The sequence below is a fragment of the Microbacterium sp. SS28 genome, from assembly GCF_022761035.1.
Classification (GTDB): domain Bacteria; phylum Actinomycetota; class Actinomycetes; order Actinomycetales; family Microbacteriaceae; genus Microbacterium.
In genome coordinates this window covers 435,156-461,248 of record NZ_JAKWJP010000005.1, presented here as the reverse complement: position 1 = coordinate 461,248, position 26,093 = coordinate 435,156, and the positions used below count along the sequence as shown (strand labels likewise).

The 26,093-nt window shown below is 69.7% G+C and carries 31 protein-coding genes; 19 read left to right on the top strand and 12 right to left on the bottom strand.

Features of this window, described 5'->3' with window-relative positions; genetic code table 11:
* Positions 1-8 precede the first annotated feature (8 nt).
* Entirely contained in the window at positions 9-821 is an 813-nt protein-coding gene (locus MJ607_RS16145; RefSeq protein ID WP_243076626.1) for an alpha/beta fold hydrolase, read from the top strand.
* Here the strand turns inward: MJ607_RS16145 and MJ607_RS16140 are convergent.
* On the bottom strand, positions 779-988 hold the full coding sequence (locus tag MJ607_RS16140; protein ID WP_243076625.1) for a hypothetical protein: 210 nt from the start codon (positions 986-988) through the stop codon (positions 779-781). The genes MJ607_RS16145 and MJ607_RS16140 overlap by 43 nt on opposite strands.
* A gap of 64 nt (positions 989-1,052) precedes the next feature.
* On the opposite strand from MJ607_RS16140, the gene MJ607_RS16135 reads away from it, so the two are divergent.
* From MJ607_RS16135 to MJ607_RS16125, 3 genes are all read left to right on the top strand, one after another.
* Positions 1,053-1,910 (top strand): aldo/keto reductase, encoded by an 858-nt coding sequence (locus MJ607_RS16135; RefSeq protein WP_243076624.1) that lies wholly within the window; start codon positions 1,053-1,055, stop codon positions 1,908-1,910.
* A 145-nt stretch (positions 1,911-2,055) separates the two neighbouring features.
* Positions 2,056-2,364 (top strand): hypothetical protein, encoded by a 309-nt coding sequence (locus MJ607_RS16130; RefSeq protein ID WP_243076623.1) that lies wholly within the window; start codon positions 2,056-2,058, stop codon positions 2,362-2,364.
* A 1-nt stretch (position 2,365) separates the two neighbouring features.
* The gene (locus MJ607_RS16125; RefSeq protein ID WP_243076622.1) at positions 2,366-2,758 is read left to right on the top strand and encodes an ester cyclase; all 393 of its coding nucleotides are present in this window, start codon (positions 2,366-2,368) and stop codon (positions 2,756-2,758) included.
* A 12-nt stretch (positions 2,759-2,770) separates the two neighbouring features.
* Here the strand turns inward: MJ607_RS16125 and MJ607_RS16120 are convergent, their stop codons facing one another.
* Positions 2,771-3,250: an SRPBCC domain-containing protein gene (locus MJ607_RS16120; protein ID WP_243076621.1), complete on the bottom strand. Its 480-nt coding sequence runs from the start codon at positions 3,248-3,250 to the stop codon at positions 2,771-2,773.
* Positions 3,251-3,520: 270 nt separating this feature from the next.
* On the opposite strand from MJ607_RS16120, the gene MJ607_RS16115 reads away from it, so the two are divergent.
* Positions 3,521-4,666 carry a calcium:proton antiporter gene (locus tag MJ607_RS16115; protein ID WP_243076620.1) on the top strand — a complete coding sequence of 382 codons (1,146 nt, stop codon included), beginning with the start codon at positions 3,521-3,523 and terminating at the stop codon, positions 4,664-4,666.
* Positions 4,667-4,758: 92 nt separating this feature from the next.
* On the opposite strand, the gene MJ607_RS16110 is transcribed toward MJ607_RS16115, so the two are convergent.
* From MJ607_RS16110 to urtA, 8 genes are all read right to left on the bottom strand, one after another.
* On the bottom strand, positions 4,759-5,352 hold the full coding sequence (locus MJ607_RS16110; protein WP_243076619.1) for a TetR/AcrR family transcriptional regulator: 594 nt from the start codon (positions 5,350-5,352) through the stop codon (positions 4,759-4,761).
* Complete coding sequence (locus tag MJ607_RS16105) at positions 5,349-5,942, bottom strand: TetR family transcriptional regulator (RefSeq protein ID WP_243076618.1); 594 nt, start codon at positions 5,940-5,942, stop codon at positions 5,349-5,351. The genes MJ607_RS16110 and MJ607_RS16105 overlap by 4 nt, the downstream gene beginning before the upstream one ends.
* Positions 5,943-5,973: 31 nt before the next feature.
* Positions 5,974-7,647, bottom strand: a complete 1,674-nt coding sequence (locus MJ607_RS16100; RefSeq protein WP_243076617.1) for a cytosine permease — start codon at positions 7,645-7,647, stop codon at positions 5,974-5,976.
* Between the two features lie 73 nt (positions 7,648-7,720).
* Positions 7,721-8,398, bottom strand: coding sequence for an ATP-binding cassette domain-containing protein (locus tag MJ607_RS16095; RefSeq protein ID WP_243076712.1), 678 nt, complete (start codon positions 8,396-8,398; stop codon positions 7,721-7,723).
* Positions 8,399-8,408: 10 nt separating this feature from the next.
* The gene (gene urtD / locus MJ607_RS16090) at positions 8,409-9,239 is read right to left on the bottom strand and encodes an urea ABC transporter ATP-binding protein UrtD (RefSeq protein WP_243076616.1); all 831 of its coding nucleotides are present in this window, start codon (positions 9,237-9,239) and stop codon (positions 8,409-8,411) included.
* Positions 9,236-10,357, bottom strand: coding sequence for an urea ABC transporter permease subunit UrtC (urtC, locus tag MJ607_RS16085; RefSeq protein ID WP_243076615.1), 1,122 nt, complete (start codon positions 10,355-10,357; stop codon positions 9,236-9,238). The genes urtD and urtC overlap by 4 nt, the downstream gene beginning before the upstream one ends.
* Entirely contained in the window at positions 10,354-11,238 is an 885-nt protein-coding gene (gene urtB / locus MJ607_RS16080) for an urea ABC transporter permease subunit UrtB (RefSeq protein ID WP_243076614.1), read from the bottom strand. Before urtB ends, urtC begins: the two co-directional genes overlap by 4 nt.
* Before the next feature lie 94 nt (positions 11,239-11,332).
* Positions 11,333-12,643 (bottom strand): urea ABC transporter substrate-binding protein, encoded by a 1,311-nt coding sequence (urtA, locus tag MJ607_RS16075; protein WP_243076613.1) that lies wholly within the window; start codon positions 12,641-12,643, stop codon positions 11,333-11,335.
* Positions 12,644-13,068: 425 nt separating this feature from the next.
* On the opposite strand from urtA, the gene MJ607_RS16070 reads away from it, so the two are divergent.
* The 8 genes from MJ607_RS16070 (at position 13,069) to MJ607_RS16035 (ending at position 19,184) form a co-directional block, all read left to right on the top strand.
* Positions 13,069-13,371 (top strand): urease subunit gamma, encoded by a 303-nt coding sequence (locus MJ607_RS16070; RefSeq protein ID WP_243076612.1) that lies wholly within the window; start codon positions 13,069-13,071, stop codon positions 13,369-13,371.
* 26 nt (positions 13,372-13,397) lie between these two features.
* Positions 13,398-13,748: an urease subunit beta gene (ureB, locus tag MJ607_RS16065; protein ID WP_243076611.1), complete on the top strand. Its 351-nt coding sequence runs from the start codon at positions 13,398-13,400 to the stop codon at positions 13,746-13,748.
* A complete protein-coding gene (locus tag MJ607_RS16060) occupies positions 13,735-15,432 on the top strand; it encodes an urease subunit alpha (RefSeq protein ID WP_243076610.1) in 1,698 nt (565 codons plus the stop codon). The genes ureB and MJ607_RS16060 overlap by 14 nt, the downstream gene beginning before the upstream one ends.
* Positions 15,433-15,441: 9 nt before the next feature.
* Positions 15,442-16,113, top strand: coding sequence for an urease accessory protein UreF (locus MJ607_RS16055; RefSeq protein WP_243076609.1), 672 nt, complete (start codon positions 15,442-15,444; stop codon positions 16,111-16,113).
* Positions 16,106-16,930 (top strand): urease accessory protein UreG, encoded by an 825-nt coding sequence (gene ureG, locus MJ607_RS16050; RefSeq protein ID WP_243076608.1) that lies wholly within the window; start codon positions 16,106-16,108, stop codon positions 16,928-16,930. The genes MJ607_RS16055 and ureG overlap by 8 nt, the downstream gene beginning before the upstream one ends.
* Entirely contained in the window at positions 16,927-17,694 is a 768-nt protein-coding gene (locus MJ607_RS16045; protein WP_243076607.1) for an urease accessory protein UreD, read from the top strand. Before ureG ends, MJ607_RS16045 begins: the two co-directional genes overlap by 4 nt.
* Complete coding sequence (locus tag MJ607_RS16040) at positions 17,678-18,685, top strand: HoxN/HupN/NixA family nickel/cobalt transporter (protein WP_243076606.1); 1,008 nt, start codon at positions 17,678-17,680, stop codon at positions 18,683-18,685. Before MJ607_RS16045 ends, MJ607_RS16040 begins: the two co-directional genes overlap by 17 nt.
* A gap of 154 nt (positions 18,686-18,839) precedes the next feature.
* Positions 18,840-19,184 carry a hypothetical protein gene (locus tag MJ607_RS16035; RefSeq protein WP_243076605.1) on the top strand — a complete coding sequence of 115 codons (345 nt, stop codon included), beginning with the start codon at positions 18,840-18,842 and terminating at the stop codon, positions 19,182-19,184.
* Positions 19,185-19,198: 14 nt separating this feature from the next.
* Here MJ607_RS16035 and MJ607_RS16030 read toward each other — a convergent pair whose 3' ends face one another.
* On the bottom strand, positions 19,199-19,642 hold the full coding sequence (locus tag MJ607_RS16030; RefSeq protein WP_243076604.1) for a MarR family winged helix-turn-helix transcriptional regulator: 444 nt from the start codon (positions 19,640-19,642) through the stop codon (positions 19,199-19,201).
* A gap of 174 nt (positions 19,643-19,816) precedes the next feature.
* Between MJ607_RS16030 and MJ607_RS16025 the strand changes: the two genes are divergently transcribed.
* Together MJ607_RS16025 and MJ607_RS16020 are read left to right on the top strand one after the other, a co-directional pair.
* Positions 19,817-20,134 carry a hypothetical protein gene (locus tag MJ607_RS16025; RefSeq protein ID WP_243076603.1) on the top strand — a complete coding sequence of 106 codons (318 nt, stop codon included), beginning with the start codon at positions 19,817-19,819 and terminating at the stop codon, positions 20,132-20,134.
* A gap of 2 nt (positions 20,135-20,136) precedes the next feature.
* Entirely contained in the window at positions 20,137-20,493 is a 357-nt protein-coding gene (locus MJ607_RS16020) for an ATP-dependent DNA ligase (RefSeq protein ID WP_243076602.1), read from the top strand.
* 171 nt (positions 20,494-20,664) lie between these two features.
* On the opposite strand, the gene MJ607_RS16015 is transcribed toward MJ607_RS16020, so the two are convergent.
* A complete protein-coding gene (locus MJ607_RS16015; RefSeq protein WP_243076601.1) occupies positions 20,665-21,546 on the bottom strand; it encodes an aldo/keto reductase in 882 nt (293 codons plus the stop codon).
* A 292-nt stretch (positions 21,547-21,838) separates the two neighbouring features.
* On the opposite strand from MJ607_RS16015, the gene MJ607_RS16010 reads away from it, so the two are divergent.
* The 4 genes from MJ607_RS16010 to MJ607_RS15995 are packed head-to-tail and all read left to right on the top strand — an operon-like array spanning position 21,839 to position 25,993.
* The gene (locus MJ607_RS16010; RefSeq protein WP_243076600.1) at positions 21,839-22,687 is read left to right on the top strand and encodes a sugar phosphate isomerase/epimerase; all 849 of its coding nucleotides are present in this window, start codon (positions 21,839-21,841) and stop codon (positions 22,685-22,687) included.
* Between the two features lie 53 nt (positions 22,688-22,740).
* The gene (locus tag MJ607_RS16005; protein WP_243076599.1) at positions 22,741-23,961 is read left to right on the top strand and encodes a Gfo/Idh/MocA family protein; all 1,221 of its coding nucleotides are present in this window, start codon (positions 22,741-22,743) and stop codon (positions 23,959-23,961) included.
* Positions 23,958-25,136, top strand: a complete 1,179-nt coding sequence (locus MJ607_RS16000) for a Gfo/Idh/MocA family protein (protein ID WP_243076598.1) — start codon at positions 23,958-23,960, stop codon at positions 25,134-25,136. Before MJ607_RS16005 ends, MJ607_RS16000 begins: the two co-directional genes overlap by 4 nt.
* Positions 25,136-25,993: a sugar phosphate isomerase/epimerase gene (locus tag MJ607_RS15995; RefSeq protein WP_243076597.1), complete on the top strand. Its 858-nt coding sequence runs from the start codon at positions 25,136-25,138 to the stop codon at positions 25,991-25,993. Before MJ607_RS16000 ends, MJ607_RS15995 begins: the two co-directional genes overlap by 1 nt.
* Positions 25,994-26,093 lie beyond the last annotated feature (100 nt).

The window sequence follows — 26,093 nt, the reverse complement described above, 5'->3', positions numbered from 1 at the left end:
GGGAATCGATGAACAGCGTGCGCCGGCAGACCGCGCGGTGGCTCGTCACCGTCGGGTCTCTCACCTACCGGGTGCTGACCGACCCGGGCACCGAGGCATCCGGGGCGCCTCCCATCGTCCTCGTGCACGGCATCGGGATGTCGCATCGGTACCTGTCGCGGCTGCACGACGAGCTCGCCGCCGACGGCTCGGTGTTCTCGATCGACCTCCCGGGCTACGCAGGCCTTCCCAAGCCCGGTGAGGACGGCGACGTCGAGACGATGGCGCGGGGGCTGGGCGAGGTGATCGCCTCGCTCGGGGTCGGGCCCGTCGTGCTGGTCGGCCATTCGATGGGATCGCAGTGGGTCGTCGAGGTCGGCGTCCAGCGTCCCGAGCTTGTCGCGCACGTCGTCGCCATGGGACCCGTCGTCGACGACGACCATCGCTCGCTGTTCGCCCAGTTGCGCGCTCTCGTGGTCGACTCGCTCGGCGAGCCTCCGAACGTCAACGCCATCGTCTTCACTGACTACGTGCGCTGCGGCGCGCCCTGGTACCTCGCGCAGGTGCGGCACATGCTCGAGTATCCGATCGAGGACCGCGCGGCCGCCCTCACGATGCCACTGCTGGTCATCCGGGGCGGGCGGGATCCCATCGCGGGGCCGGCGTGGTGTCGGCGGCTGCGCGATCGCGCCGCGCGGGCGAACCTCGTCGTCATCCCGGGGCACCACCACGTCGCTCAGCACTCCGCGCCGCGGGCCGTCGCATCCGCCATCACGGCGTACACGTCACCCGCCGGGGCTCACGGCCTGCGGGTGCCCGAGCGCTCGTTGCCGCGCTTGTAGTCGCCGGTCACGCGCGCCATGACATGCTGCGGGTCGTGCTGCTCGACGTCCGCGAGGAACCGCCGCGCGGCCGCGTTGCGCAGCGTGGCCGCCGGACGGCCGTGGTGACGGACCTCGACCGTGTCTCCCCTCACGGAGAACTCGAACCCGCTCGGTGCGTGTGCCATCGCTCCTCAGCATGCCGCAGAATCCGCCCGTCGCACGGCACGCGCCGGGCCTAGACTTCGGGCCATGACCACGAGCATCCCGCTCTCGAACGGACTCCGGATGCCGCAGATCGGCCTCGGCGTCTACCTCGTGTCCGACGTCGAGGTGTGCGAGTCGAGCGTGCGGTCGGCCCTGCAGGCCGGGTACCGGCCCATCGACACGGCGTTCGCGTACCGCAACGAGCGGGCGGTGGGACGCGGCATCCGCTCCTCGGGGGTGCCGCGCGACGAGGTCTTCCTGACGACCAAGCTTTGGCCCTCGGAATACGGGTTCGAGAAGTCGCGCGCCGCACTCGGCGGCTCGCTCGAGCGTCTGGACACCGGTCCCATCGATCTCGTGCTGCTGCACCAGCCCGTCGGCGACGTGCTGGGCGCGTGGCGGGCGATGGAGGAAGCCGTCGACCAGGGGGTCGTCCGGTCCATCGGCGTGAGCAACTTCACGGTCGCCGACCTCGAGCGGCTGCTGCCGGAGGCGCGCATCGCGCCCGTCGTCGACCAGGTCGAGCTGCACCCGCACTGGCAGCAGCCCGACCTGCTGCCGTACCTCGAGGAGCACGGGATCGTGGCGGAGGCCTGGTACCCGCTCGGCCACGGATCGACGTCGCTCCTGTCCGCCCCCGCGATCGTCGCGGCGGCGTCCGCGCACGGCAAGTCGCCCGTGCAGGTCGTCCTGCGCTGGCACGTGCAGCGCGGGTTCGTCGCGATCCCCAAGTCCACGAACCCCGCGCACATCGCGGCGAATCTCGCCGTGTTCGACTTCGCGCTGACCCCCGCCGAGATGGCGGGGATCGACGCACTCGGCAAGGACCGTCCGATGTTCCGGATGCCGCGCTGGCTCATGTCGGCCGTCATGCCGCTCGCGCGGCCACGCCCACTGCCGTAGGAGCGGCGCGCTCACGGCGAGGTACCTCGTTCGCCGTGACAGGCTTGACCGTGCGTCCGCCGCTGATGCCCCGTAGCGCATCGCGCCGCCGTCCCCGATCCACAGGAGCCCGCATGCATCACCGATCCGCCCCCAGGACGTCGTCGTGACGGAAGGCGACGCCACCACCAGGCGCATCGAGCTGACCCTGCACCGCCCGTGGTTCGCGCTGTACGCGGGGGTCCGGCCGACGATCGTGATCGCCGGCCGCGGACAGCCCGTGCAGTGGGGTCACGGCACGTGGCAGGTGCCGTCGGGCGAGGCCGTCGTGATCGGCGTCTTCCTGTTCAACCGCATGTGGCGCTTCGGCGAGGCGGAGGCGACCCTCGAGCACGACCAGCCCGCGCTCTTCTACCGCGCGCCCGCGCTGCCCTTCGGTCGCGGCCGGCTGCGGGCCGCCACGGCGGTGCACTGAGGTGGAGCCGTGGCAGCTGCGCGAGTGGCACGCCGACTACCTCGACGCCTGCAACCGGCACGACCTCGACGCCATCCGCACGTTCGTCGATCCCGCGGTCCGGCGCGCGCATCTGCCGGGCGGGGTCGACGCGTGGATCGCGGACCTCGCCGACCTCTTCCACGGGTTTCCGGACTGGCGCTGGCGCCGCATCCAACTCGTCATCGAAGACGACCGCATCGCGGCGCACCTGCGCGGAAGCGGCACGCACCTCGGCCCCTTCCGCGGGATCGCGCCGACCCGGCGGCACGCCAACGTCGCGGAGTTCGGCATCTACCGCGTGACGAAGGGGCGCATCGCCGAGTTCACCGGAGCGGTCGGCGACTTCGAGCTGATGAGCCGGCTGACGGGATGACGCGTCCTGCGCCTACGCGTCCTGCTCGACGAGTGCCGCCAGCTGATCGGTGACGGCTCCCCAGCCTTCGAAGAATCCGAGGCTCTCGTGCCGGTCCCTGTCCTCCCGCGTGCCGTGGCGGACGACGACGCGATAGTCGGTCCCGTCGGGGTGGTCGAGGAGGTGGATGTCGGTCGTGAGGGCGACCGGCTGCGGCTGCTGCGGGCGCCACGCGCTGTCGATCGCGTTCGTCCAGACGAGGTGGGACTCGTCTTCCACGACGAGGAACACGGCGTCGATGTGCCGCTGCAGCGCGTCGCCCGAGGCGCCGGCATCGCCGAAGGATGTCACGAGACCCCCGCCGGGTCGCAGGTCGATCGAGTCGACTCGCGAGACCATCGGCGCAGGGATGAACCACCGGCTCAGCTGGTCGGGATCGGTCCAGGCGCGCCACACCGCGCTGCGGGGTGCGCGGATGACGCGGGTGATCTCGAGATCGAGTTCGGGGTTCATCTGGACTCCTCTTCCCACGGCGGGACGGCCGGATCGGCGCGTGCACGCAACTGTGCCGCGCCGACCCGGCCGGACGCAAGCCGCTTCATGTCCGGCGCGGGGACGGCGGGTGGCCGGCGGGACACCCCTCGCGCGCGACGCCAGGTCTCGCCCGTGAGGCCGAGCGCCCTTCCGATACGATCGCAACCGTGCGCGCTGCTCTTCGCAGCCTGGGCGGGACGACCCGCAGCTGAACTCACGGGGACGACCCCCCTTCGGAAGAGGTTGCCGGTGTCGCAGATTCGAACTGCAGAGCTCGTCCATACATCCGATGCCGTGCGCATCATCGTCGGCTGGGCCGCTTTCGGTGCTCTGCTGATCCTTCACCCGTTCCTGACACCGCCGGTGCCGACGCCGACCCTGATCGTCGCGCTCGCCGCGATCCTCGCGGTCATCGTGTTCTGCGCCTTCGGAGTGGTCAAGCAGGCCGAGCTGCTCGCGCACCGCCTCGGCGACCCGTACGGCTCGCTCGTCCTGACGCTCTCGATCGTGATCATCGAGGTCGTGCTCATCGCGGCCGTCATGCTAGGACCGGGCGAGCACACGACGATCGCGCGGGACTCGGTGATGGCCGTGTCGATGATCATCCTGAATCTCGTGATCGGCCTCGCGCTGCTGCTGGGTGGACTGCGCCGCCGCGGAATGCGGGTCAACAGCACCGGCGCCTCGGCCTACCTCGCGATGCTCATCGTGCTCTCGACCCTGGCCTTCGGACTCCCCGCCGTGATCGGGGAGGACGGTGCGTACAGACCCGCGCAGTCGATCCCCGTCATCGTCCTGACGCTCGGCATCTACGCCTTCTTCCTGTCCCGCCAGATGGGGGCGCAGGCCGAGCACTTCATGGAGGCGGACGACCGGCCGGCGGCCACGGCGAGCCATACGCAGATCGCACGGTCCCCGATCACCGAGGTCGTCTCCGCCCACCGGCGCGAGCTGCTCACGCGGCTCGTCGTGCTCGTCCTGACGATGGTGCCGATCGTGCTGCTGTCGCACGACATGGCGACGCTCCTCGACGACGGGCTCTCTCGCGCGGGCGCGCCCGTCGCGCTCGCGGGCGTGCTGATCGCGATGATCGTGTTCCTGCCCGAGTCCATCACGGCGATCCGAGCCGCGCTGGGCGGTGAGGCGCAGCGCGTCAGCAACCTGTGCCACGGCGCGCTCGTATCGACGGTCGGTCTGACGATCCCCGCCGTGCTGCTCATCGGCATGGCGACGGGTCAGACGGTCGTCCTCGCCGAGACGCCGGCGGACCTCATGATGCTCGGCGTCACGCTCGTGCTCTCGGTCACGACCTTCACGGCGAAGAAGGTCACGGCGATGCACGGCGCCACACACCTCGTCGCCTTCGCGGCGTACGCCATCATCCTGTTCAGCTGAGGGACGGATGCCGCGTCCCGGCCGTGGCGCCGACGTCGCATCCTCGAGAGGGCGCGACCCGGCCGACGCCGGCCCGCCCGCGCGAGTCGGCCTCAGCCGACGCGCGAGCGGACGGGGTCGAGCACGGCTTCGGCCGCCCAGGCCGCGGCATCCGCGATATCGCCTCGGCTCATTCCGAACTCGCGGCGGAACGTGACCCAGGTCGCCGCGGAGTCGAGGTGGGTGAGCGCCGCGACGATCGCCGTGCGTTCGTCTTCCGCGAGACGGGGTATCTCGGCGCCGATCAGCTGCTCGAGCTGCGCGCGCCCGGGACTGGGTGCGACACCGCTGATGCCGCGCATCGTCGTCTCGGCGACGACGTGCGCCAGCTCGGGGCGCTTGTCGTACGACTCCATCGCCGCGCGGATCGTGAGCGGCATGTCGAAGACGCTCGCCGGCTGCTGCCGCGGAAAGATCCGGCTCTCGATCCACACGGCGGTCGCAAGCAGCAGATCGACCCGCGTCGTGTAATTGCGGAACACGGTGCGCTCGCCGACGCCGGCACGTCTCGCGATGAGCCGGAACGACACGTCGTCGGTGCCGAGTTCTTCGATGAGCTCGGCGTAGGCGGCGAGGATCGCCTCCTGCGTACGGGTCACATCCCCTGCGCCCGGCTCCTCCGGCTCGGTGGCAGCGGTCGGCGTCACGCGGACAGCCGTCGTGCGGTGTCGGGCCTCTCGGCTCCGGCGTCGGGGAACAGGTCGCCGAGCAGGTGGGCGACGGTGCGGTCGAAGACCTGCGTGATCTCGGGCGCACTCATGTCGAATCCCGTCCGCATGCGGGCCCAGAACTGCGCCGACGAGAAGTAGCGCAGAGAAGCGGCGACGCGGCGCAGATCGCGCTCGTTCACGGAGGGGTGGTTCGTCGCGAGCATCGCCACGAGCGCACGGGTGATGAAGGTGGGCTCGCCCTCACCCGTCGGCGAGATGGATGCGGCCCGCGCGCAGACGAAGGCGTAGGCCGGCGACGCATCGAAGGCCGCGAACCGGGCGCGCGACGCGTGCAGGTACTGCGTGATCGTGACGAACGGCGGCAGGGGGAACTCGACGGCCTCGATCCACGCCGCGACGCCCTCGAGCAGGTGCGACCTCGTCGGGAACTGACGGTAGACGGTCCGCTCCGACACCCCTACGGCATCGCCCAGCGCACGATACGAGATCTCGTCGAACGGAATCTCCCGAAGCGCGGCGGCGGCCTGGGCCACGATCGCCGTCGGGGTGTCCGGTGCCTCCGCCATGATCCCCCGACCCTTTCTGCGGTCTGGTCCCTCAGCCGTCCATGATCAGTGCGCGGCGCTGCGGCGACTCCTGGTCGGCGGGAAGCACATACCGATCCGAGTCGTCCAACGTGAGTGCGAGTGAGGACACATACTGCGTCTCCCCGTGTGCACCGCGCTCCGCCGATGCCAGCATATCCGGACGCTCGAACGTGTAGCCGGTCACGTGGCAGCGCAGCCGCTCGCCCGAGGGATTGCCGTCGGCATCGAGCATCGGCGAGGCGATGCCGTCCGTTTCGCGCCGCAGGTAATAGCGGCCGCGCGTGATCAGCGCCATGAGCGGCGTCGTGATGACGGCGACGCCGATCGCGATCAGCACCGAGAACGGCCGGACGCTCTCGCCGAACAGACCCCCGAACGCCGCCAGCGAGAGCAGCGACGCGAGGCCGACCGACACGAGGCCCACGGGATTCCAGTCGTGCAGCATCCCTCGACGGAACTCGGGGAATCTCGGAGAGATGCGCAGTACGTGCTTGTTGATCGCGATGTCGGCGGCGATCGTGACGAGCCACGCCATCACGACGTTCGCGTAGAGGCTCAGCACGAAGCCGATGAGGCTGAAGACGTCCATCCACATGAGTGCCAGCGCGATGGTCAGGTTGAAGAAGACGAAGACCGTTCGGCCGGGGTAGGTCTTGGTGAGCCGCGTGTACACGTTCGACCACGCGAGGGAGCCGGAGTACGCGTTCGTCACGTTGATCTTGACCTGGGCGACGACCACGAGGACGAGCGCGAGTCCCATCGCGAGCCACTGCGGCATGAGGGATTCGTACAGGGCGATGAACTGGCGCACCGGCTCGGCGGCCTGGGCGCCGAGGCTCGGATCGACGCGCGTCAGCAGGTAGACGGCGAGGAAGACGCCGATGACCTGCTTGATGCCGCTGAAGACGACCCATCCCGGCCCCGCGAACAGGAGCGACGCCCACCACGATCGCCGGTTCGCCCGAGTGCGCGGCGGCATCGCCCGGATCACGTCGATCTGCTCGGCCAGCTGCGGGGTCAGCGCGAAGCAGACCGCCGCGCTCGCGACGATCGCCTCGAAGCTGACTGCGCCGTCGGAGGCGCCGGTGAAGACGGCGAAGGCGCTCACGGCACCGGGATCCGAGACGATGACCCACAGCAGCGGGAGGAGCGCCAGCACGAGCCACATCGGCGTGGTCCAGAACTGCAGGCGTTCGAGCGCGCGCATGCCGAAGATCACGATCGGGATCACGACGACTGTCGAGATCAGATAGCCGAGGGGCAGCGGGATAGCGAGTGCGATGTGCAGTCCCTGCGCCATGATCGCGCCCTCGAGCGCGAAGAAGATGCACGTGAACACGGCGAAGATCACGGTCGTGATGGATGAGCCGTAGTAGCCGAAGCCCGACCCGCGGGCGATGAGGTCGAGATCGAGGTTGTAGCGGGCCGCGTAGTACGCGATGGGCAGGCCGACGAGGAAGATCGTGACGGAGGCGAACAGGATGCCGAGCACCGCGTTGCTCGTGCCGTGCTCCATCCCGATGCTCGCGCCGATCGAGAAGTCGGCGAGGAAGGCGATCGAGCCGAGCGCGGTCACGCCGACGGCTCCGGCACTCCACCGCCGGAACGTCCGCGGGACATAGCGGAAGGCGTAGTCCTCGAGACTGTCCTCGGCGGCTGCCCGCGCGTTGTCTGCCCTCGCCACGTCGCACCTCCGCCTCGCACGTCGGGCTGATTGTCTCGCCCGCGTGTTTCAGACGTATTGCGCGCAGAGAGCGCTAGATGGCCATCGCGGCGCGGACCCCCTCGGCGGCGGACGCACCCCCCTCTCCCGTGCTCGACGCGAAGCCGCTCGCGAGGACGAGGTACTTGTCGGCCGCCTGGAGCGCGAAGCCGATGTGCTGCTCGACGAGGAGCACCGACAGGCCGTCGCGCGCGAGCTGCATGACGGTGTGCTCGATCTCGGCCACGATCGTCGGCTGGATGCCCTCGGTCGGCTCATCGAGGATCAGCAGCTTGGGCTCGGTGATGAGCGCACGCGCGATGGCGAGCTGCTGACGCTGGCCGCCCGAGAGGAGACCGGCCTTGCGGGTCGCGAACTTCTCCAGGGCAGAGAAGCGCGCGAGCTGCTGCTCGATGAGCGCCTTGCCGCGCCTGCGACCGTCGGCCACGAGCTGCAGGTTCTCCATCGTCGTCAGCTGCGCGAACGACTGCTGGCCCTGCGGCACGTAGGCCATGCCGCGCGCGACGCGCTTGTTCGGCGCGAGGGACGAGACATCCGCCCCGTCGAAGATCACCTGGCCGCTGCGCGGCTTGATGAGGCCGATGGCCACCCGCAGCAGCGTCGACTTGCCGGCGCCGTTGTGGCCGAGGACGGCGACGACCCCGTCGGAACTGGGCAGCGTCACGCCGTGCAGCACGAGCGTGCGCCCGTAGCCCGCCCGGATATCGATCATCTCGAGCACGTCAGGCCCCCTTCTCTTGCAGCTCGGCATCGGCCGGGGTCTGCGCCCCGAGCGTGGGATCGGCGACGACGAGCATCGCTCCCGTCGAGGCGGCCCCGGCCGTGCCGAGGTAGACCTCCTGCACCTTGGGGTCGGCCTGCACCTCGGCCACCGTCCCCTCCGAGAGCACCTTGCCCTGGTGCAACACCGTGACGCGCGAGGCGTATCGCCGCATGAAGTCCATGTCGTGCTCGACGACGAGGACGATGCGCCGCTGGGCGATGCGCTGGAGCAGCTCGCCGGTCGCGGTGCGCTCGTCCTGGCTCATGCCGGCGACGGGCTCGTCGAGCAGCAGGGCGCGGGGCTCCTGCACGAGCATCATGCCGATCTCGAGCCACTGCTTCTGACCGTGGGACAGGATGCCGGCGGGCGTGTCCCGCACGTCGGTGAGCCCCGTCTCCTCCAGCGCGAGCTCGATCGCGGGGTCGACCCCGCGTCGTGCCCGCAGCAGCGAGAGCGGGCGGCGATGGAGCCCCGCCGCGATGTCGAGGTTCTGCAGGACCGAGAGCTGCTCGAACACGCTCGCGGTCTGGAAGGTGCGGCCGACCCCGAGGCGGACGATCTTGTTGACCGGCTTGCCGAGGAGCTCCTGTTCGCCGAGCCTGACCGACCCGCTGCCTCTGGACAGCCCCGTGATGGCGTCGATGCAGGTCGTCTTCCCCGCCCCGTTGGGGCCGATGAGGAAGCGGACCTCGCCAGGGTGGGCGTCGAATGAGACGCCGCCGACGGCGACGAACCCGTCGAACTCGACGCGCAGATCGGCGACGACGAGGGATTCCATGGACGCGGTCATTTCTTCACCTCATCGAGCACGGGCGCCGAGTCGGGCGCAGCTGGGGACCCCGTCTCGAGTGCGACGGGCAGGTCACGGGACGGTCGGATCATGCTCTTGGCCCTGCTGAAGAGAGAGGAGAGGCCCATCGGGAGGAAGAGCGTGACCAGGATGAAGATGAGGCCGAGGATGTAGATCCAGCCGCTCGGCCAGCTCGACCCGAGGCTCGACTGCCCCCAGCCGATCGCCATCGCGCCGAGCGCCGGTCCGAACAGCGACGCCCGCCCGCCGAGCGCCACTCCGGCGATCATGAGGATCGATGCCGAAGCGCCGATCTCGGCGGGAGTGATGATGCCGACGATCGGCACGAACATGGCCCCGGCGATGCTCGCCATCACGGCGGCGACCACGAACGCGACGAGCTTGATGTTGGCCGGGTCGTAGCCGAGGAACCGGACCCGCTCCTCGGCATCCCGCGTCGCGATCAGCAGCTCGCCGAACCGGCTGCGGCCCAGCTGCCAGTGGATCAGGAGGCACACGATCAGCAGCGCGGCCGCGATCATGAAGACCATCATCTTGTTCGCGTCGTCGTCGAGGACGAAGCCGAAGAAGTACTTGAAGTCGCTGAGCCCCGTGTCGCCGCCGGTCTCGCGGATCGTCGAGCTGATCAGCACCGCGAGCGCCACGGCGAGCGCCTGCGTCAGGATCGCGAAGTAGGCGCCTTTGACGCGGCGCTTGAAGAGCGCGTAGCCGAGGATCCCCGCAACGATCACGGGCAGCAGCAGGATCGCCAGCAGTGTGAACAGGTCGCTGCGGAACGGCTCCCAGAAGGCCGGAAGAGGCGCCGACGGGTCGTACAGGATCATGAAGATCGGCAGGCTGTCGGGGCCCGCGGTCTCGAGCGTCAGGTGCATCGCCATGGCGTAGGCGCCGAGCCCGAAGAAGACGCCCTGTCCCAGGACGAGCATTCCGCCCCGGCCCCAGGCCAGGCCGATGCCCACTGCGGCGATCGCCCAGCAGCAGTACTTGCCCAGGTTGTTGAGCCAGTGCATCGAGAGCACGGCGGGGGCGACCACGAGCAGCAGGACGGCGAAGACCGCGATGCCGACGAGGGGGAGCCACGGTTTGATGCGGGTCATGTCAGTCCCCTCGTACGTACGGTGAACAGGCCCTGCGGGCGGAACTGCAGGAAGACCACGACGAGCACGAAGGCGAGGACCTGCGCCATGCTGCCGGTCGTCCAGTCGGCGAAGAACGACAGCGCGATGCCGAGCGCCCAGGCGGCGATCACGGTGCCCTTGATCTGGCCGACCCCGCCGGCGACGACCACCAGGAAGGCCGGGATGATGTACTGGGTGCCCATCTGGGAGTTCGTGCCGCCGATGAGCGAGGCCGCGACTCCCGCGACGCCGGCGAGGCCCGAGCCGACGAAGAACGTGATGCGGTCGACGTTGCGGGTGCGGATGCCGCTGGTCTCGGCGAGGTCGCGGTTCTGGACGGTCGCTCTGATGCGGCGTCCGAAGGACGAGTACTTGAGCCACGCCGCGAGGGCCGCGAGGCAGGCTGCCGCGAGGACGATCGTGAACACCTGGCGAAGCGGCCACGCATAGCCGAGCACGTTGATCTGCCCGTCGAGCCAGTCGGGGCTCTCGACCGGGACGCCCTGTGCCGGGAAGACCTGCAGAGCGATCTGCTGCAGGATCAGGGCCACGCCGACCGTGACGAGCAGCGTGTCCAGGGGTCTTCTGTACATCCATTGGATGATCCCGACCTCGAGCAGCAGGCCGAGGAGGCCCGCGCCGAGGAAGGCGAGAGGGAGCGCCAACAGGATCGAGATGTTGCTAGAGACGACGACCGTCTGGGTCAGGTAGGCGATGAAGGCGCCGGCCATGATGAACTCGCCGTGCGCCATGTTGATCACCCCCATCTGCCCGAAGGTCAGGGTGAGACCGAGCGCCGCGAGCAGCAGGAGCGCACCGAGCGCTGTGCCGTTCAGCAGCGGCGGTAGGAGTGCGTCCACGTGCTGTCGCTCTCTGTGAGGGGGAGGGAATGCGGAGGAGGTGGGCCGGAAGTGGGGGGCCCCGTGGGAAGGGGCCCCGCACTCCCGTGGGGGATCAGCCCGCGGCGGCTACGAGAGCGTCGCGGACGTCGCTCGGGAACCAGTCGTACTGCTCGAGGTACGGGTCGGGCTCGATGAATCCTTCCGACGACCAGACGATGTCGAACTGGTTGTCGGCGTTGATCCGGCCGATGTTGCCCGGCTTGGAGATGTGGTGGTTCTCGCCGTCGAGCGTGACGACACCCTCCGGCGCGTCGACCGTGATCCCGCCTTCCGCGGCGGCGGCGTTGATCTCGTCGACATCGAACGATCCGGCGGCCTCAGCGAGCGCCTTGTAGAGGTAGAGCGAGATGTACGCGGCCTCCATCGGGTCGGAGGTCACTCCGCTGTTGCCCGGGTAGGCCTGCCAGCGCTCGATGAAGGCGGGGTTGTTGGGGGTGTCGAGCGACTGGAAGTAGTTCCAGGACGCGTAGTTGCCGGTGACCTCGTGTCCCATCGCGGGAGCCTCCTCCTCGGCGATCGACACCGAGATGATCGGGGTCGTCTCCGGGGTGAGGCCGGCGTCGTAGTAGGCCTTGACGAAGCCGACGTTCGACGATCCGTTGATCGTGTTGAAGATGAAGTCCGGGTCGGCGGCGACGATCTTCGAGACCTGCGTGGTCCAGTCGTCCTTGTCGAGCGGCACGTACTCCTCGCCGACGATCTCGATCCCGAGCTCGGCCGCGTAGAGCTTGATGATGGCGTTCGCCGTGCGCGGGAAGACGTAGTCGGAGCCCGCCAGGAAGAGCGTCTTCACACCCTGCGACGCGAGGTAGTCCATCGCGGGGATGATCTGCTGATTGGTCGTGGCACCCGTGTAGTAGATGTTCGGCGAGGACTCGAGGCCCTCGTACTGCACGGGGTAGAAGAAGAGTCCGTTGTGCTCCTCGACGACCGGCTTGACGGCCTTGCGAGACGAAGACGTCCATCCGCCGAAGATGGCGGCGACGCAGTCCTGCGTGAGCAGCTTCTCGGTCTTCTCGGCGAAGGTGGGCCAGTCGGTCGCGCCATCCTCCTGGATGTACTCGATCTGCTTGCCCAGGATGCCGCCGTCGGCGTTGATCTCGTCTGCGGCCATGTGCAGGACGTTGGAGACGGTCTGCTCCGAGATCGCCATGCCGCCCGTGAGCGAGTTGAGGAAGCCGAGCTTGATCGTGTCGCCGGAGGTGTCGACGCAGCTCTCGGCCGCGACGTCGGAGTCGAGTCCGGCGGGCTGTGCGGTGTCGCCCGCGCGGGCGCCGCAGCCGGCCAGGACGAGGGCCGCGCCGGCGAGCATCGCCGGGACGATCAGGGCGGTCCTCAGCCGCCGTGTGCGAATGGTGCTCATGTGTGGATCTCCGTTTCTCGGTGCTGCGGGATGGTGCATTCGGGTACGGGATGGAGCATTCGGGCGCTCGCCGAAGGACGGCGCGGCCCGGGGACCGATCCGGGGCACGCCGATCACCGGCGAGGACGACCCGGAAGGTCTGTGTGGGCCGACCTGGTGGAGGTCGGAGCCTGGGGAGCAGGGACGTGCGATGGTGCGGGATGGATCGCGAGACTGCTGCGGTTGTGCCCAGCATGGGACCGTGTCATTACTCTGCCATTTCTCGATTGTTCCGATCGTGTAAACCGTGCGCCGGTCGGTCGCCGGAATGTCCCGTAATCTCGCGGAAGTAGCCGGATTTCAGGCTCGATGCCCCGCTTCAGCCCCTTGCCGGGCTCGCCCGCTGTGGCACACTTCTGACATCGATCCGCTGTCAGAGGAGAGCGATGCACTTCACGCCCGCCGAGACCGAGAAGCTTCTGCTCTCGGTCGCCGCCATGGTCGCGCGCGACCGGCTCGACCGGGGCGTCCGGCTGAATCATCCGGAGGCGATCGCCCTGCTGTCGTGCTGGGTCATCGAGGGGGCGCGCGATGGGCGTGGTGTCGCCGAGCTGATGGAAGCCGGCAGGCGGGTGCTCACCCGCGACCAGGTCATGGCGGGGGTTCCCGAGATGATCGCGGACGTGCAGATCGAGGCGACGTTCCCCGACGGGCGGAAGCTCGTCACCATCCACCATCCGATCGACTGACCCGACCCAGAGCGAAAGGGGATGCCGTGGCATCCGGATCCAGTGAAGGCCCGGGCGCGATCCGAGTCCGTCCGGGGCGGATCGAGCTGAACGCCGACCGGCGCAGCGACGAGCGGATAAGCCTCGTGTTCGTGAACACGGGCGACCGGCCCATCCAGATCGGGTCGCACCTGCACCTTCCCGACGCGAACCAGGCCCTCGTGTTCGACCGCGCGGCGGCGCACGCGTTCCGTCTCGACATTCCGTCCGGAACGTCCCAGCGCTTCGAGCCGGGCGCGTCGCGTCAGCTCGACGCCGTCGCGCTGCGCGGGCTGCGGCGGGTTCCCGGCATCCAGGTCAAGGCATCCGGCGAGGAGCTGCTCGATGGTCTGGCTTGACCGGCAGCGCTACGCCGCGATCTACGGCCCCACGGTGGGCGACGAAGTGCGGCTCGGCGACACGGATCTGTGGATCCAGATCGAGCGCGACCTCACGGTCGGCGGCGAGGAGGCCGTGTTCGGCGGAGGCAAGTCCATCCGGGAATCCATGGCGCAGGCCACCACGACCCGTGCCGAGGGCGCCCTCGACACCGTCATCACGAACGCGATCATCCTGGACTGGTGGGGTGTCGTGCGCGCCGACATCGGCATCCGGGACGGTCGGATCGTCGGGATCGGGCACGCCGGCAACCCCGACATCAGCGACGGCATCGACATGATCATCGGACCGTCGACGGACGTCGTCTCGGGTGAAGGCCGCATCGTCACGGCGGGGGCCATCGATTCGCACGTGCACCTGCTCTCGCCCTCCCAGATCCACGAGGCGCTCGCCGCGGGGATCACGACGATCGTGGGCGGCGGCACGGGTCCATCCGAGGGATCGAAGGCGACGACGGTCACGCCCGGGGCGTGGCACCTCGCGGCGATGCACCGCGCGCTCGACCCGCTCCCCGTCAACGTCCTCCTGCTCGGCAAGGGCAACACGGTCTCGGCGGAAGCGCTGAAGGAGCAGGCGCTCGCGGGCGCCGCCGGCTACAAGGTGCACGAGGACTGGGGCTCGACCCCCGCCGCGATCGACGCATCGCTCAAGGCGGCTGAGGACTGGGGTCTGCAGGTCGCGCTGCACTCGGATTCGCTCAACGAGGCGGGCTTCGTCGAGTCGACGATCGCCGCGATGGGCGGCCGATCGATCCACGCCTTCCACGTCGAGGGCGCCGGCGGAGGGCACGCCCCCGACATCCTCTCGATCGCGGGACTCCCCAACGTGATCCCCGGCTCGACCAACCCGACGCTGCCGCACACCGTCAACACCGTCGCCGAGCACCTCGACATGCTGATGGTCTGCCACCACCTCAACCCCGCCGTGCCCGAGGACCTCGCCTTCGCGGAGTCCCGCATCCGTGCCACGACGATCGCTGCGGAGGACATCCTGCACGACATCGGCGCACTGTCGGTGACGTCGTCCGACGCGCAGGCGATGGGGCGGATCGGCGAGGTCGTCACGCGCACGTGGCAGGTCGCGCACGTCATGAAGCATCGCCGCGGTCCCTTGGGCGGCGGGATGCCGGCAGACAACGAGCGCGCGAGACGGTACGTCGCCAAGTACACGGTCAACCCCGCGATCGCCCACGGCATCGCCTACGACGTGGGCTCGATCGAGGTCGGCAGGCTCGCGGATCTCGCCGTCTGGGAGCCGAAGTTCTTCGGGGTGCGACCCGCCGTCGTCATCAAGGGCGGGGCCATCGCGTGGGCAGCGCTCGGCGACCCGAACGCCTCGATCCCGACACCCCAGCCCGTCATGATGCGGCCCTCGTTCGGCGACACGATCGGTGCGCTGCTGTCGGCGACGTACGTGTCGCCCGCGGCCCTCGATGCCGGCCTCGCCGAGACGCTCGGCCTGCGCCGTCGGCTCGCGCCCGTCGAACCCACTCGCCGGATCGGCAAGGCCGACATGAAGAACAACGACGTCCTGCCCACGATCCGCATCAGACCCGACACCTTCGAGATCGCGATCGACGGCGAAGACGTCGTGCCGGCGCCGGCGGACTCCCTTCCGCTCGCCCAGCTGTACAACCTCTTCTGAGCCCCGCCCATGGACACCGCCCACACCGTCGCGATGCTGCTCGCCGATGCGCGCCTGCCCTCGGGCGGGCACGCGTTCTCGGCAGGAGTCGAGCCGGCCATCCAGGGCGGGCTCGCGCGAGAGGATGTCGGCGCCTTCCTGAAGGCGCGGGCGCGGACGACGACCCTCGTCGACGCTGCCACTGCCGTCGCCGCGCGGCAGGCCGGCCTCGCCGGAGCGCCGTACACCCCCATCGAACGGGCGTGGGCCGCCCGCACGCCGAGTCGCGCGGCGCGGGTCGCGTCGACCGATCTCGGCCGCGGACTGCTGCGACTCGCGCAGCGGCTCTGGCCGCACTCCGCCGCGATCGCCGCCGCGACCCCGGGGGGCGCCGGCTCCCCTCCGCGCCCGATCGTGCTGGGCGCGATCGCCGCACACGCGGGCCTCGACGCCGAGACCCTCGTGCGAGTGAGCGTCTACGACGACATGGCCGGCGGCGTCGCGGCGCTTCTCAAGCTCGAACCGGGCGACCCCGTCGACGGGGTACGACTCGTCCTCGACGCGTGCGCCGCCGTCGACCCGCTCATCCCGCACATCGCGGCTATCGACTCACCCGAGGCGATCCCGGCCGCGAGTGCTCCCCAAGCCGAGGCGTGGACCGAACACCACGCCGCAACCAACAGGAGGCTCTTCCGTGCCTGACTCTCTGCCCCCCACCCGCGCCCTGCGTCTCGGCGTCGCCGGTCCCGTCGGCACGGGGAAGTCCTCGCTCATCGCGACGGTATGCCGGGCTCTCGCCGCGGAGCTGCGCCTCGGCGTGATCACGAACGACATCTACACGGATGAGGACGCCCGCTTCCTCCGGTCGGCGGGTGTGCTCGATCCGGAGCGCATCCGCGCCGTCGAGACGGGCGCGTGCCCGCACACCGCGATCCGCGATGACATCACCGCGAACCTGCTCGCCGCGGAAGATCTCGAGCGCGACTTCGCGCCGCTCGATGTCGTGCTCATCGAGTCCGGCGGCGACAACCTCACGGCCACCTTCTCGCCCGCCCTGGTCGATGCGCAGATCTTCGTCCTGGATGTCGCGGGCGGCGGTGACGTCGCGCGGAAGGGCGGCCCGGGGATCGGCCGCGCAGATCTCCTCGTCATCAACAAGACGGACCTCGCGCCGTACGTCGGCGTCGACGTCGCCCAGATGGTGGCGGATGCCGAATCCGCCCGGGACGGTCGCCGCGTGCTGGCGCTGTCGCGGCACGACGCCGCGTCCGTGGCGACGCTGCGCTCGTGGGTCCTCGGCATCCTCGGGGGCCACCGGGCCGGCACGCACATCGCTCAGGACCCGGGCCCCATGGCCCCGCATTTCCACGCGGACGAGGAGCACCCCGAGGGCGGATTCATGCACTCGCACGGCGCGGATGCCGACCACGAGGCAGAGGGCGACCGCGCGGCGGAGGCCGACCACGGGCACGACCACGCCCGCACGCCTGCTGCGGCCGCGGCGAACGGGATCGGGTGACGTCCACCCGGATCGCGGTGACCGCGGGCGAGCCGCGGGCGCGCGTGGAGCTCGCGGTCGGTGCTCTCGCGCCGCGGCTGATCTCGCGCGACGCCCGGCGAGCGCACGTGGCACTCTCGGCGGCGGGCATGGTGCTGCTCGGCGGTGACACGGTGCACGTCAGGATCGACGTGGGTCCCGGATGCACGCTTCGGATCGAGGATGTCGGGGGCACGGTCGCGTACCCGGGACCACGCTCGTCGTGGCTCGTCGATGCGCGGGTGTGCGCCGGCGGGACTCTGCTCTGGCAGGGGCTGCCCTTCGTCGTGACCGATGGCGCCGACGTCGAGCGCCGCAGCTCGCTCACCCTCGAGACGGAGGCACGCGCGGTGCTCCGCGAGACCCTCGTCCTCGGCAGGCACGGCGAGCGCGGCGGCCGACTCGTCTCAGCGATCGCGGTGACCGACGGCGACGGACCCGTTCTGGTGGAGCAGCTGGATGCGGACGGCTGCTCGCCGGAACCGGGAGTCCTGGGCGGCAACAGGGTGATCGACGCCGTGCTGGCGCTGGGCTTCCGCCCGCCGACAAGGCCGCTCGACCTCGAGTTCGATGCGCCGGGAGCCATGGCGCGTGATCTCTCCGACCACACCCACGCATCGCCGCTCGACCGCGTGTGGGACGCGTGGAGCGCGGCGAGCGAGCTCCGCACGCCGGCCGAGGTCGGCGATGCGGACCTCGGCGTGACATCTTCCAGGGAGAGGAACCGCGGTGACATCACTGTCTGAGGTGGAGACGTGGCCGCGTGTCCGACCGAGCACGATCGGGGTCGTCTCGCTGATCGTGATGCTGCACGTGGTCGGCTGGGGCGTCCTCGTCCTCCTCGTGATCCCGGCGGGGATCCCGCTCGGCGGTGGGGGAGATGCGCTCGTGACGCTCGGCGTCGGCTTCACCGCCTATGCCCTCGGCGTCCGCCACGCGTTCGACGCCGACCACATCGCCGCGATCGACAACACCACGCGCCGCCTCGCCGAGCGCGGCAGGCCCGCCAATACGGTCGGCTTCTGGTTCTCGCTCGGTCACTCGACGGTCGTCGTGGTGCTCTGCATCCTCCTGACGTTCGGGTTCGCGGCGATCGGCTCCTCGCTCTCCGACGATTCCTCCGCGCTCCGCACCTGGACGGGAGTGATCGGCCCCACCGTCTCCGGCGTCTTCCTGCTCGTCATCGCCGCGATCAACATCGCGTCGCTGCGGCGCCGCGACGGCGCGGCCGGAGGCCCGGTGCTCCGGATGCTGGGGCCTTTCGAGAAGGCCGTGGATCGGCCATCCCGCATGTACGTCGTCGGACTCCTTTTCGGTCTCGGATTCGACACCGCCACCGAGATCGGGCTGCTGGCTCTCGCAGGTGCTGCGACGCTGGCGGCGGTGCCGTGGTGGGCTGCGCTGACGCTGCCCATCCTGTTCACGGCAGGGATGAGCGCGTTCGACACGACGCAGGGTGCCGTGATGCGTCGTGCGTACACCTGGCAGTCCGATCGCCGCCGCCTCGGCGCCACCTACGCACTGGTCATCACGGGGGTGTCGGTGGTCGCGGCCGTCCTCATCGCGATCGTCCAGCTCGCGGATGTGCTCGTCGCGAGCCTGAGTCTCGGCGGTCCCTTCCCGTGGCTGGCATCGGTCGGCATCGAAGACCTCGGCATCGTCCTGACGGGGGTGCTCCTGGTCGCCTGGGCCGCCGTCCTATTCGTCACGCGCCGACCCGGTCCGAGTACGGATTGATACAGGGAGGGTCCGTCCTGGCGCCGCGCATTCCGAGCCGTGCTTCTTCGAACCCGGCCCCAACGCGTAGCGTTGTCGGCGAGACACTCGCCGGTCGTGCACCTGAGGTGGTGGACCGGACCAGGTCGGCACCCCGGTGCGGGAGGAGGAGGCGATGTCGTTTCACAGTCTCGCGACGCTCGAGGGATGGCTCGCCGAATTCCTGCAGCGCGGATACGAGTTCGGCGGCGAAGCCCGCGTGCTGCAGCAGGACGGTGCGGCCGGGGCGAACACCGGCCTCATCGCGGTGTCGCTCGCAGACGCGGGAACGATCATCACGATCCAGCCGGAGACGCGGATTTCAGCGCGCTGGGTGGTCACGATCGAGGCGCTCGATTCCGTCGTGTCGCTCGATGCGCCGGCGGTGCTGAACCTCGCTGCGGAGCTGTCGGTCGTGTCGGCGCTGTGCGCCTTCCTGGAGGCCAAGTCGCTCGCCTTCGAGGGCATCGACCGGGCCTGAGGGGCCGCGGTTCGTCAGGGTGATGCCGCGGCCGCGGCATCCGTGAATCTGTTCAGCGCACTCGCGAGACTCCGGATGTCGGAGCCCTCGCCTGCGACGACGGCGTGGTCGAAGGCGTCGTCGAACCGGGTCAGCGCCGACCAGGGCGCCGCGCTGAAGTCGACGGTGACGGTGATGCGGTTCACCCGCCGATCGCCCGGGTCGACCTCGCGACGGACGGCGCCGCGCTGGATGAGGCGATCGATCAGCGTCGTCACCCCTGCTGAGGTGATGCCCAGAAAGCTCGAGAGGGTGCCGGGGCGGGTGCCGGGGTTGTCGGCGATGAAGAGCAGGGCGCGCGCGTCGAGCTCGTTGATGCGAAGCTCTCGCCGCGCCTCGATCAGCGCCGCGGTGCGCGCGTGCACATAGCGCAGCATCGCCGCAGTGAGGGCCGAATTGTCCGTGGGCCCCGACTTCATGATCCCCTCCAGGCTGCCCTTGCCGATTTTGTGAGCCTAACAGTATCTAACCAGATTGACTTCTAGCAAACTTATCTAAATAACTTAGATATCTGGTAGTGTGACATTGACCCCGTCCACGAGTCGACGCATCCCGTCGTCACTCGTCCGGGCCACTCGATCGGAGGTATCGCGATGGGCGTCTTGTTCTACGGAAGCAACGAGCCGATCGAGATCCCGGACCGGCTGCTCGCGCACGTCAAGGTCGTCGTAACGGCGAAGCTGCGGCGCGATGAGAAGTTCACGCTCTCCTGGGCCTACCCGCTCGGGTCCGGCGGTGGTCGTTCCACGATCTGGCTGAATTCGGCCATACCGCTGCAGTTCGTCTTCGACTCGGAAGAGCCCGAGATCCTCGACCCCGCCCTCCTGCGCGAACTCGCCGACGCGGCGAATTCGGCGCGGGGCCTCACCATTCAGCTCGACCCTGTGATGGCGCCTGTGCCGGTGGGCTGATCATGGGCAAATTCACCTACGAGAACAGCATCCGCGTCGACTTCGAGGATCGGCTGCTGTTCCACCTGCAGACCGTCATCGGCATCAAGCTGCGAAGGAGCGAATCCTTCTTCTTCAGCTGGCGCGACGATCCCAGCCTGGGCGACGGACGCACGACCGTATGGCTGCACGCGGGCACCGGCATGGCCTTCAAGTACTACGGCAGCAGGCCTCCCCGCCTGAACAGGCAATGGCTCGAAGCGCTCGTCTACACCGCCAACGGTCCCGGGGGACTGCACGTCGTCCCTGAGCCTGCCGAGCTGACGTCGGCGTCGTCGGCGACCGGCAACGGCGAGCACTCGGCTTCCGAGCTCGGCTGAGCGCGCAACAGCCCGGGATCGCCTCGACAGGGCGATCCCGGGCTGTTGCCACGCAACGGGCATGAGTCAGCCCGCTGTGCCGTGATCCGAGGCGGCGCTCTTCCTCGCGTCGTGCGTGCGCGAGGCGAACCGCGTGCGGTACGTCGCCTACCGCGTCACCTGACGCCGCGCTCACGCCTCCGGGATGAGCCGGCCGAAGGTCTCGAGGGTGATCGCCTCAGGTGCGGGCCCGCCGCGCTCGCCCGTGTCGAGGGCGTCGATCTGCGCCAGCTCGTCGGCGCTGAGCTCGAAGTCGAACACGTCGAAGTTCTCGGCGATCCGCTTGGGTTTGGTCGACTTCGGGATGACCTGGATGCCCTTCTGGATGTGCCAGCGCAGCATGACCTGCGCGGCGGACTTGCCGTGCGCCTCGGCGATCGTCAGGATCACGGGCTCGTCGAAGCTGCGGCGAGCGGACTCGCGGTAGGACGTGATGCCGCCGATCGGCGACCATGCCTGGGTGAGGATGCCGTGCTGCGCCCCGAAGGCCTGGAGCTCGGTCTGCTGGAAGTAGGGGTGCACCTCGATCTGATTGACCGCGGGCACCACCTCGGTCTGCTCGAGCAGCTGAGTGAGGTGCTCGGTCATGAAGTTGCTCACGCCGACCGCGCGCACCCTGCCGTCCGAGAGGAGCTTCTCGAGGGCGCGGTAGGCGCCGATCGTCCGGTCGAACGCGGACGGAAGCGCCTGGTGCAGGATGAACAGATCGAGCTGCTCGACCTCCAGCTTCGCGGTGCTCTTCTCGAACGCGTGCAGCGTCTCGTCGTAGCCGTAGTCGCTGATCCACACCTTCGTCTCGATGAAGATGTCGTCGCGGGCGACTCCCGACTCGCGGATGCCGCGGCCGACCTCGCGCTCGTTGCCGTACGCCGCGGCGGTGTCGATGTGCCGGTACCCGGCGCGCAGCGCGGATGAGACCGCGGCCACGGTCTCGTCCGGCGGGGTCTGGAAGACGCCCAGGCCGATCGCCGGGATCTCGACGCCGTTGTTCAGGGTGAGGTTCGGAGTGGTCATTCCTCCACGCTAAGCACGGACCCGGTCCGCAGGGAGGCCCTGGTGGGCACCCCCTGCGCGCCGATCGGGGAGGCTGTAGGGAAGGCCGGCCGGTTGCCACCCGTCCGGCGGATCAGCTCGGACGGGTAGTCCGTCAATCGATTCCTTCGAAATCATCCCGAAAGGCTCAGTCTCAATCAGCGAAACCTCCTGATTCATGGCAATCGGTTGCCTTTCCGGTTCGAACCGGGTACCGTTGCCGATGCATCCCTCGGCATCGCCGTCGGGGGATCGACGTCAGGAGGACCGCCGCATGTCCGATGCCGAGCCGATCGCGTGGAGCCTGTCCGGCTTCGGGGACGAGATCGATCCGAACCCCGAGGTGCAGGTGGCCGTGCTGCACGCCCTCGGCGCGCGGTTCATCGAGGTGCGCAGCGCCTGGGGGGTGAACGTCGTCGACCTCGACGACGCGCAGCTCGCGGCGCAAAAGGCGGTCTTCGCGCAGTCCGGCATGGGCGTCTCGGCCATCGCGTCGCCGATCGGCAAGGTCGGCCTCGACGGCGACCCCCGCGCCGAGGTCGACCGCCTGCGCCGCGTCATCCGCGTCGCAGAGGCGCTCGGCACCTCGAGCATCCGCATCTTCTCGTTCTTCCTCGAGGGCACCGCGCCGGAGCAGGCGCGAAGCGCCGTCATGGAGCGGATGTCGCTGCTCGCCGACGCCGCCGAGCAGGCCGGCGTCACGCTGCTGCACGAGAACGAGAAGGGCATCTACGGTGATACCCCTGAGCGCGTGCTCGACCTCGTCGAGACCGTCGGCTCGCCCGCCGTGCGCGTCGCGTGGGACAGCGCGAACTTCGTGCAGGTGGGCGTCGCCCACCCGCATGACGAGGGCTACGCCAAGCTCCGGCCCTACCTCGACTACCTCCAGGTGAAAGACGCGCTCTCGGCGACCGGCGAGGTCGTGCCGGCCGGAGAGGGTGACGGCCAGGTCGCCGCGACCGTCCAGGCTCTCGCGGCCGACGGCTACCGCGGCTTCGCCTCGCTCGAGCCGCATCTCGCGAGCGCGCACGACCTCGGCGGATTCTCGGGAGCCTTCGCGTTCGGCGTCGCCGCGCGCGCCTTCCGCCGGCTCGCGGACGACGCGGGCATCGCGCTGCGCTGACCCGCGGCCCACTCATCACCACGACTCATCGACGGATTCAGGAGACACAACGCATGAGCGACACGGTTCGCCTCGGCATCATCGGACTCGGCGCGCAGGGCTCTGCCTACGCGTCCTTCATCGCAGAGGGCCGCGTACCAGGCATGACGATCGGCGCGATCGCCGACACCGACCCCGGCAAGCTCGACCTCGCCCGCACCCGCTACCCCGACGTGCCCACCTACGCGGACCATGTCTCACTCATGGAGTCCGGCGACGTCGACGCCGTCATCACGTGCGTGCCGCACTTCCTGCACCCCGAGATGGCGATCGACGCGCTCGAGCGCGAGCTCCACGTCCTCGTCGAGAAGCCCGCGGGCGTCTACGGCAGCCAGGTCGCCCACATGAACCAGGTCGCGGCGAGCAAGCCTCACCTGCGGTTCGCGGTGATGTTCAACCAGCGCAACAACCCGCTCTACCAGCGCATCAAGCAGATCGTGGATGCCGGTGAGATCGGCCGCATCATCCGGTCCAACTGGATCATCACGACGTGGTGGCGTCCGCAGGGCTACTACGAGCAGAGCGCGTGGCGCGCGACCTGGGGCGGCGAGGGCGGCGGCGTGCTCGTCAATCAGGCGCCGCACCAGCTCGATCTGTGGCAGTGGATCTGCGGAGTGCCGGCATCCGTCTTCGCGAAGGTCTCGTACGGCCTGCAGCGCGACATCGCCGTCGAGGACGAGGTCACGGTGCTCGCCGACTTCGGCGAGGGCGCGACGGGCGTCTTCGTGACGGCGACGCACGACCTCGTCGGCACCGACCGCCTCGAGATCCAGGGCGACGCGGGCAAGATCGTCGTCGACGGCAGCCGCGTCGCCGTGGTGACCCGTCTCAACAGCCCCGAGCGCGAGCTGAGCGACGGGATGGGCATCGACGACGTCCGCCGCCTGTTCATGGGCGAGCTGGATGCCTCGACCCTCTACACGCAGGAGACCATCGAGTTCCCGTCGGGATGGGGCGACCAGCACGTCGGCGTGCTCGCGAACTTCGCGGCGAGCATCCGGGGCGACGCCGAGCTCATCGCACCCGGCGCCGACGGCATGCTGGGGGTGCGCCTGGCCAACGCCATCCACCTCTCGAGCTGGACGGGCCGTGAAGTGCCGATCGACTTCGACGACGACGAGTTCCTGCGCCTGCTCAATGACCGTATCGCCGACGAGGGCCTCTACCCCGTGCGCGAGGACCCGGCACGTCGGGCGGCGGCGGGTCAGGCATCCGCACGTCAGGCATCCGCGTGAGCACGGCGACCGCGACGGCGGCGACGGCAGCGACCGCGACGCCCGTGACCGCACTGCGCGTCGCCCTCGTCGGGGCCGGCGTCATCGCCCGCACCCACGCCCGCATCGCCGAGGCGCACGACCACCTCGTGCTCGCGGCGATCATCGACCCGATGCTCCCCGCCGCCCAGGCTCTCGCCGAGACCTCGGCGCACCCGGAGCAGCCGGCCGTGTACGCGTCGCTCGCCGAGGCGCTCGCCGCGGATGCCTTCGATCTCGTCGTCATCACGACCCCGAGCGGGAGCCACGCGCAGCTCGCCGAGGAGGCGCTCGACGCGGGCTGCCACGTCGTCATCGAGAAGCCCGTCGACATCGACCTCGCCCGTGCGAGGGGCCTCGCGGCGCGTGCCGAGCAGTCCGACCGGGTCGTGAGCGTCATGACGCAGCGGCGCTTCGCGCCGGCCGTGCAAGCCGTATCGCGGGCCGTCCGCGACGGGCGCTTCGGCGCGGTGACCTCGGGCACCGCGACCCTCGCCTGGTGGCGCGACGACGCCTATTACGACTCGGCCGCGTGGCGCGGCACGTGGGCGAGCGACGGCGGCGGAGCGCTCATGAACCAGGGCATCCACACCGTCGACGTGCTGCTCTCGCTGATGGGGCGCCCCGTCACGGTCTCCGGCACCGCCGTGACGGTCGCCCACGACCGCCTCGAGGTCGAAGACGTCGCGGGCGCCTTCATCGCCTTCGAGAACGGCGCCGTCGCGACGCTTCTCGCGAGCACCGCGGCGTTCCCCGAGAACTCGACCCGCGTCCAGGTGCACGGCACGCGCGGCTCGGCCTACGTGCAGGACGGGCTGCTCGAGTACTTCCACGCCGATGACGCCCACGACGGCTCGCCGCGCGGATGGGCGCGTGGCGGCAATCAGGCCGCGAGCGAGGTCGATGCCGCAGACCTCCCCGGCGGCGAGGCCCCGATCCCCGATCTGTTCGATGACCATCTGCGCCAGTACGAGGACGTCATCGCGGCGATCCGCGAAGGGCGCGAGCCGGCCGGCTCGATCGGCGACGCCGTGCAGGCGCTCGCCGTGATCATCGCCGTCTACGTCTCGAGCGCCCTCGGGCACCCGGTGCGCGTCGATGACGTGCTCGACGGCATGTACGACTGCTTCGACTACAAGGAAACGAGGAAGATCTGATGGCACGCATCGGCGTCCAGGCGATGATGCTCAAGGACAGCGTCGCAGAGATCGGTGCCTTCGAGACGCTCCGCCGCGTGAGCGAGATCGGCTACCGCGCGATCGAGGTCTCGCAGATCCCGATGGTCGAGGCCAACGTCGCCCAGCTGGAGCGGGCGCGGGACGAACTCGGCATCGAGGTCGCGGCGCTCTCGGCCGGACTGACCGCGTCGCCGGGCGGCAACGACTCGCTCGAGGACGATCTCGACAAGATCGTCGCCGACAGCCGGCGCCTGGGCACCGAGATGGTGCGCATCGGGATGCTGCCCTTCGACGCGATGGGATCCCTCGAGCGCGTGCTCGACTTCTGCGACCGCACCGACGCCTACGCGCGGCGGCTCGCGGAATCCGGCATCCGTCTCTACTACCACAACCACCACGTCGAGTTCGCGAGGTTCGACGGTCGCCTGATGCTCGACATCATCGCCGACCGCGCGCCGAACGTCGGCCTCGAGCTCGACGTGCACTGGCTGCAGCGCGGCGGAGTGAATCCCGTCTCGGTCATCGAGCAGTACGCGGGCCGCGTGCGCATGGTGCACCTCAAGGACTACCGGATCGGCAGGATGCCCGACAGCGCCTTCGAGTCGCTCGCGAAGGGCGACATCGCGGGGTTCATGACGGCCTTCGGCGGCGTCGTGCAGTTCGGCGAGGTGGGGGAGGGCAACCTCGACTTCGCCGCGATCATCCCCGCGTCGATCGCGAGCGGTGCCGAGTACCTGCTCGTCGAGCAGGACGACCTCTACGGCCGCACGGTCTGGGACGCGCTGCAGACCTCGCACGACAACCTCGTGGCCCTGGGGTTCGCGGACCTGTTCTGACCCGTCTGCGCGCCTCCTCAGAGCGCTCGGGTGGCAGGTTCTGCGGGGTCTCGCGCAGGGAGCCCGCAGGATCTGCCACTCGAGCGCACCGAGCGCCGGG

What these genes read in the sequence shown, in the direction of transcription:
- MJ607_RS16145 (WP_243076626.1), top strand. Translation starts at nt 9, where the DNA reads ATGAACAGCGTGCGCCGGCAGACCGCGCGGTGGCTCGTCACCGTCGGG.
- MJ607_RS16140 (WP_243076625.1), bottom strand. Translation starts at nt 988, where the DNA reads ATGGCACACGCACCGAGCGGGTTCGAGTTCTCCGTGAGGGGAGACACG.
- MJ607_RS16135 (WP_243076624.1), top strand. Translation starts at nt 1,053, where the DNA reads ATGACCACGAGCATCCCGCTCTCGAACGGACTCCGGATGCCGCAGATC.
- MJ607_RS16120 (WP_243076621.1), bottom strand. Translation starts at nt 3,250, where the DNA reads ATGAACCCCGAACTCGATCTCGAGATCACCCGCGTCATCCGCGCACCC.
- MJ607_RS16105 (WP_243076618.1), bottom strand. Translation starts at nt 5,942, where the DNA reads ATGGCGGAGGCACCGGACACCCCGACGGCGATCGTGGCCCAGGCCGCC.
- MJ607_RS16095 (WP_243076712.1), bottom strand. Translation starts at nt 8,398, where the DNA reads ATGATCGATATCCGGGCGGGCTACGGGCGCACGCTCGTGCTGCACGGC.
- urtD (WP_243076616.1), bottom strand. Translation starts at nt 9,239, where the DNA reads ATGACCGCGTCCATGGAATCCCTCGTCGTCGCCGATCTGCGCGTCGAG.
- urtC (WP_243076615.1), bottom strand. Translation starts at nt 10,357, where the DNA reads ATGACCCGCATCAAACCGTGGCTCCCCCTCGTCGGCATCGCGGTCTTC.
- urtA (WP_243076613.1), bottom strand. Translation starts at nt 12,643, where the DNA reads ATGAGCACCATTCGCACACGGCGGCTGAGGACCGCCCTGATCGTCCCG.
- MJ607_RS16070 (WP_243076612.1), top strand. Translation starts at nt 13,069, where the DNA reads ATGCACTTCACGCCCGCCGAGACCGAGAAGCTTCTGCTCTCGGTCGCC.
- MJ607_RS16060 (WP_243076610.1), top strand. Translation starts at nt 13,735, where the DNA reads ATGGTCTGGCTTGACCGGCAGCGCTACGCCGCGATCTACGGCCCCACG.
- MJ607_RS16055 (WP_243076609.1), top strand. Translation starts at nt 15,442, where the DNA reads ATGGACACCGCCCACACCGTCGCGATGCTGCTCGCCGATGCGCGCCTG.
- MJ607_RS16035 (WP_243076605.1), top strand. Translation starts at nt 18,840, where the DNA reads ATGTCGTTTCACAGTCTCGCGACGCTCGAGGGATGGCTCGCCGAATTC.
- MJ607_RS16030 (WP_243076604.1), bottom strand. Translation starts at nt 19,642, where the DNA reads ATGAAGTCGGGGCCCACGGACAATTCGGCCCTCACTGCGGCGATGCTG.
- MJ607_RS16025 (WP_243076603.1), top strand. Translation starts at nt 19,817, where the DNA reads ATGGGCGTCTTGTTCTACGGAAGCAACGAGCCGATCGAGATCCCGGAC.
- MJ607_RS16020 (WP_243076602.1), top strand. Translation starts at nt 20,137, where the DNA reads ATGGGCAAATTCACCTACGAGAACAGCATCCGCGTCGACTTCGAGGAT.
- MJ607_RS16015 (WP_243076601.1), bottom strand. Translation starts at nt 21,546, where the DNA reads ATGACCACTCCGAACCTCACCCTGAACAACGGCGTCGAGATCCCGGCG.
- MJ607_RS16010 (WP_243076600.1), top strand. Translation starts at nt 21,839, where the DNA reads ATGTCCGATGCCGAGCCGATCGCGTGGAGCCTGTCCGGCTTCGGGGAC.
- MJ607_RS16005 (WP_243076599.1), top strand. Translation starts at nt 22,741, where the DNA reads ATGAGCGACACGGTTCGCCTCGGCATCATCGGACTCGGCGCGCAGGGC.
- MJ607_RS15995 (WP_243076597.1), top strand. Translation starts at nt 25,136, where the DNA reads ATGGCACGCATCGGCGTCCAGGCGATGATGCTCAAGGACAGCGTCGCA.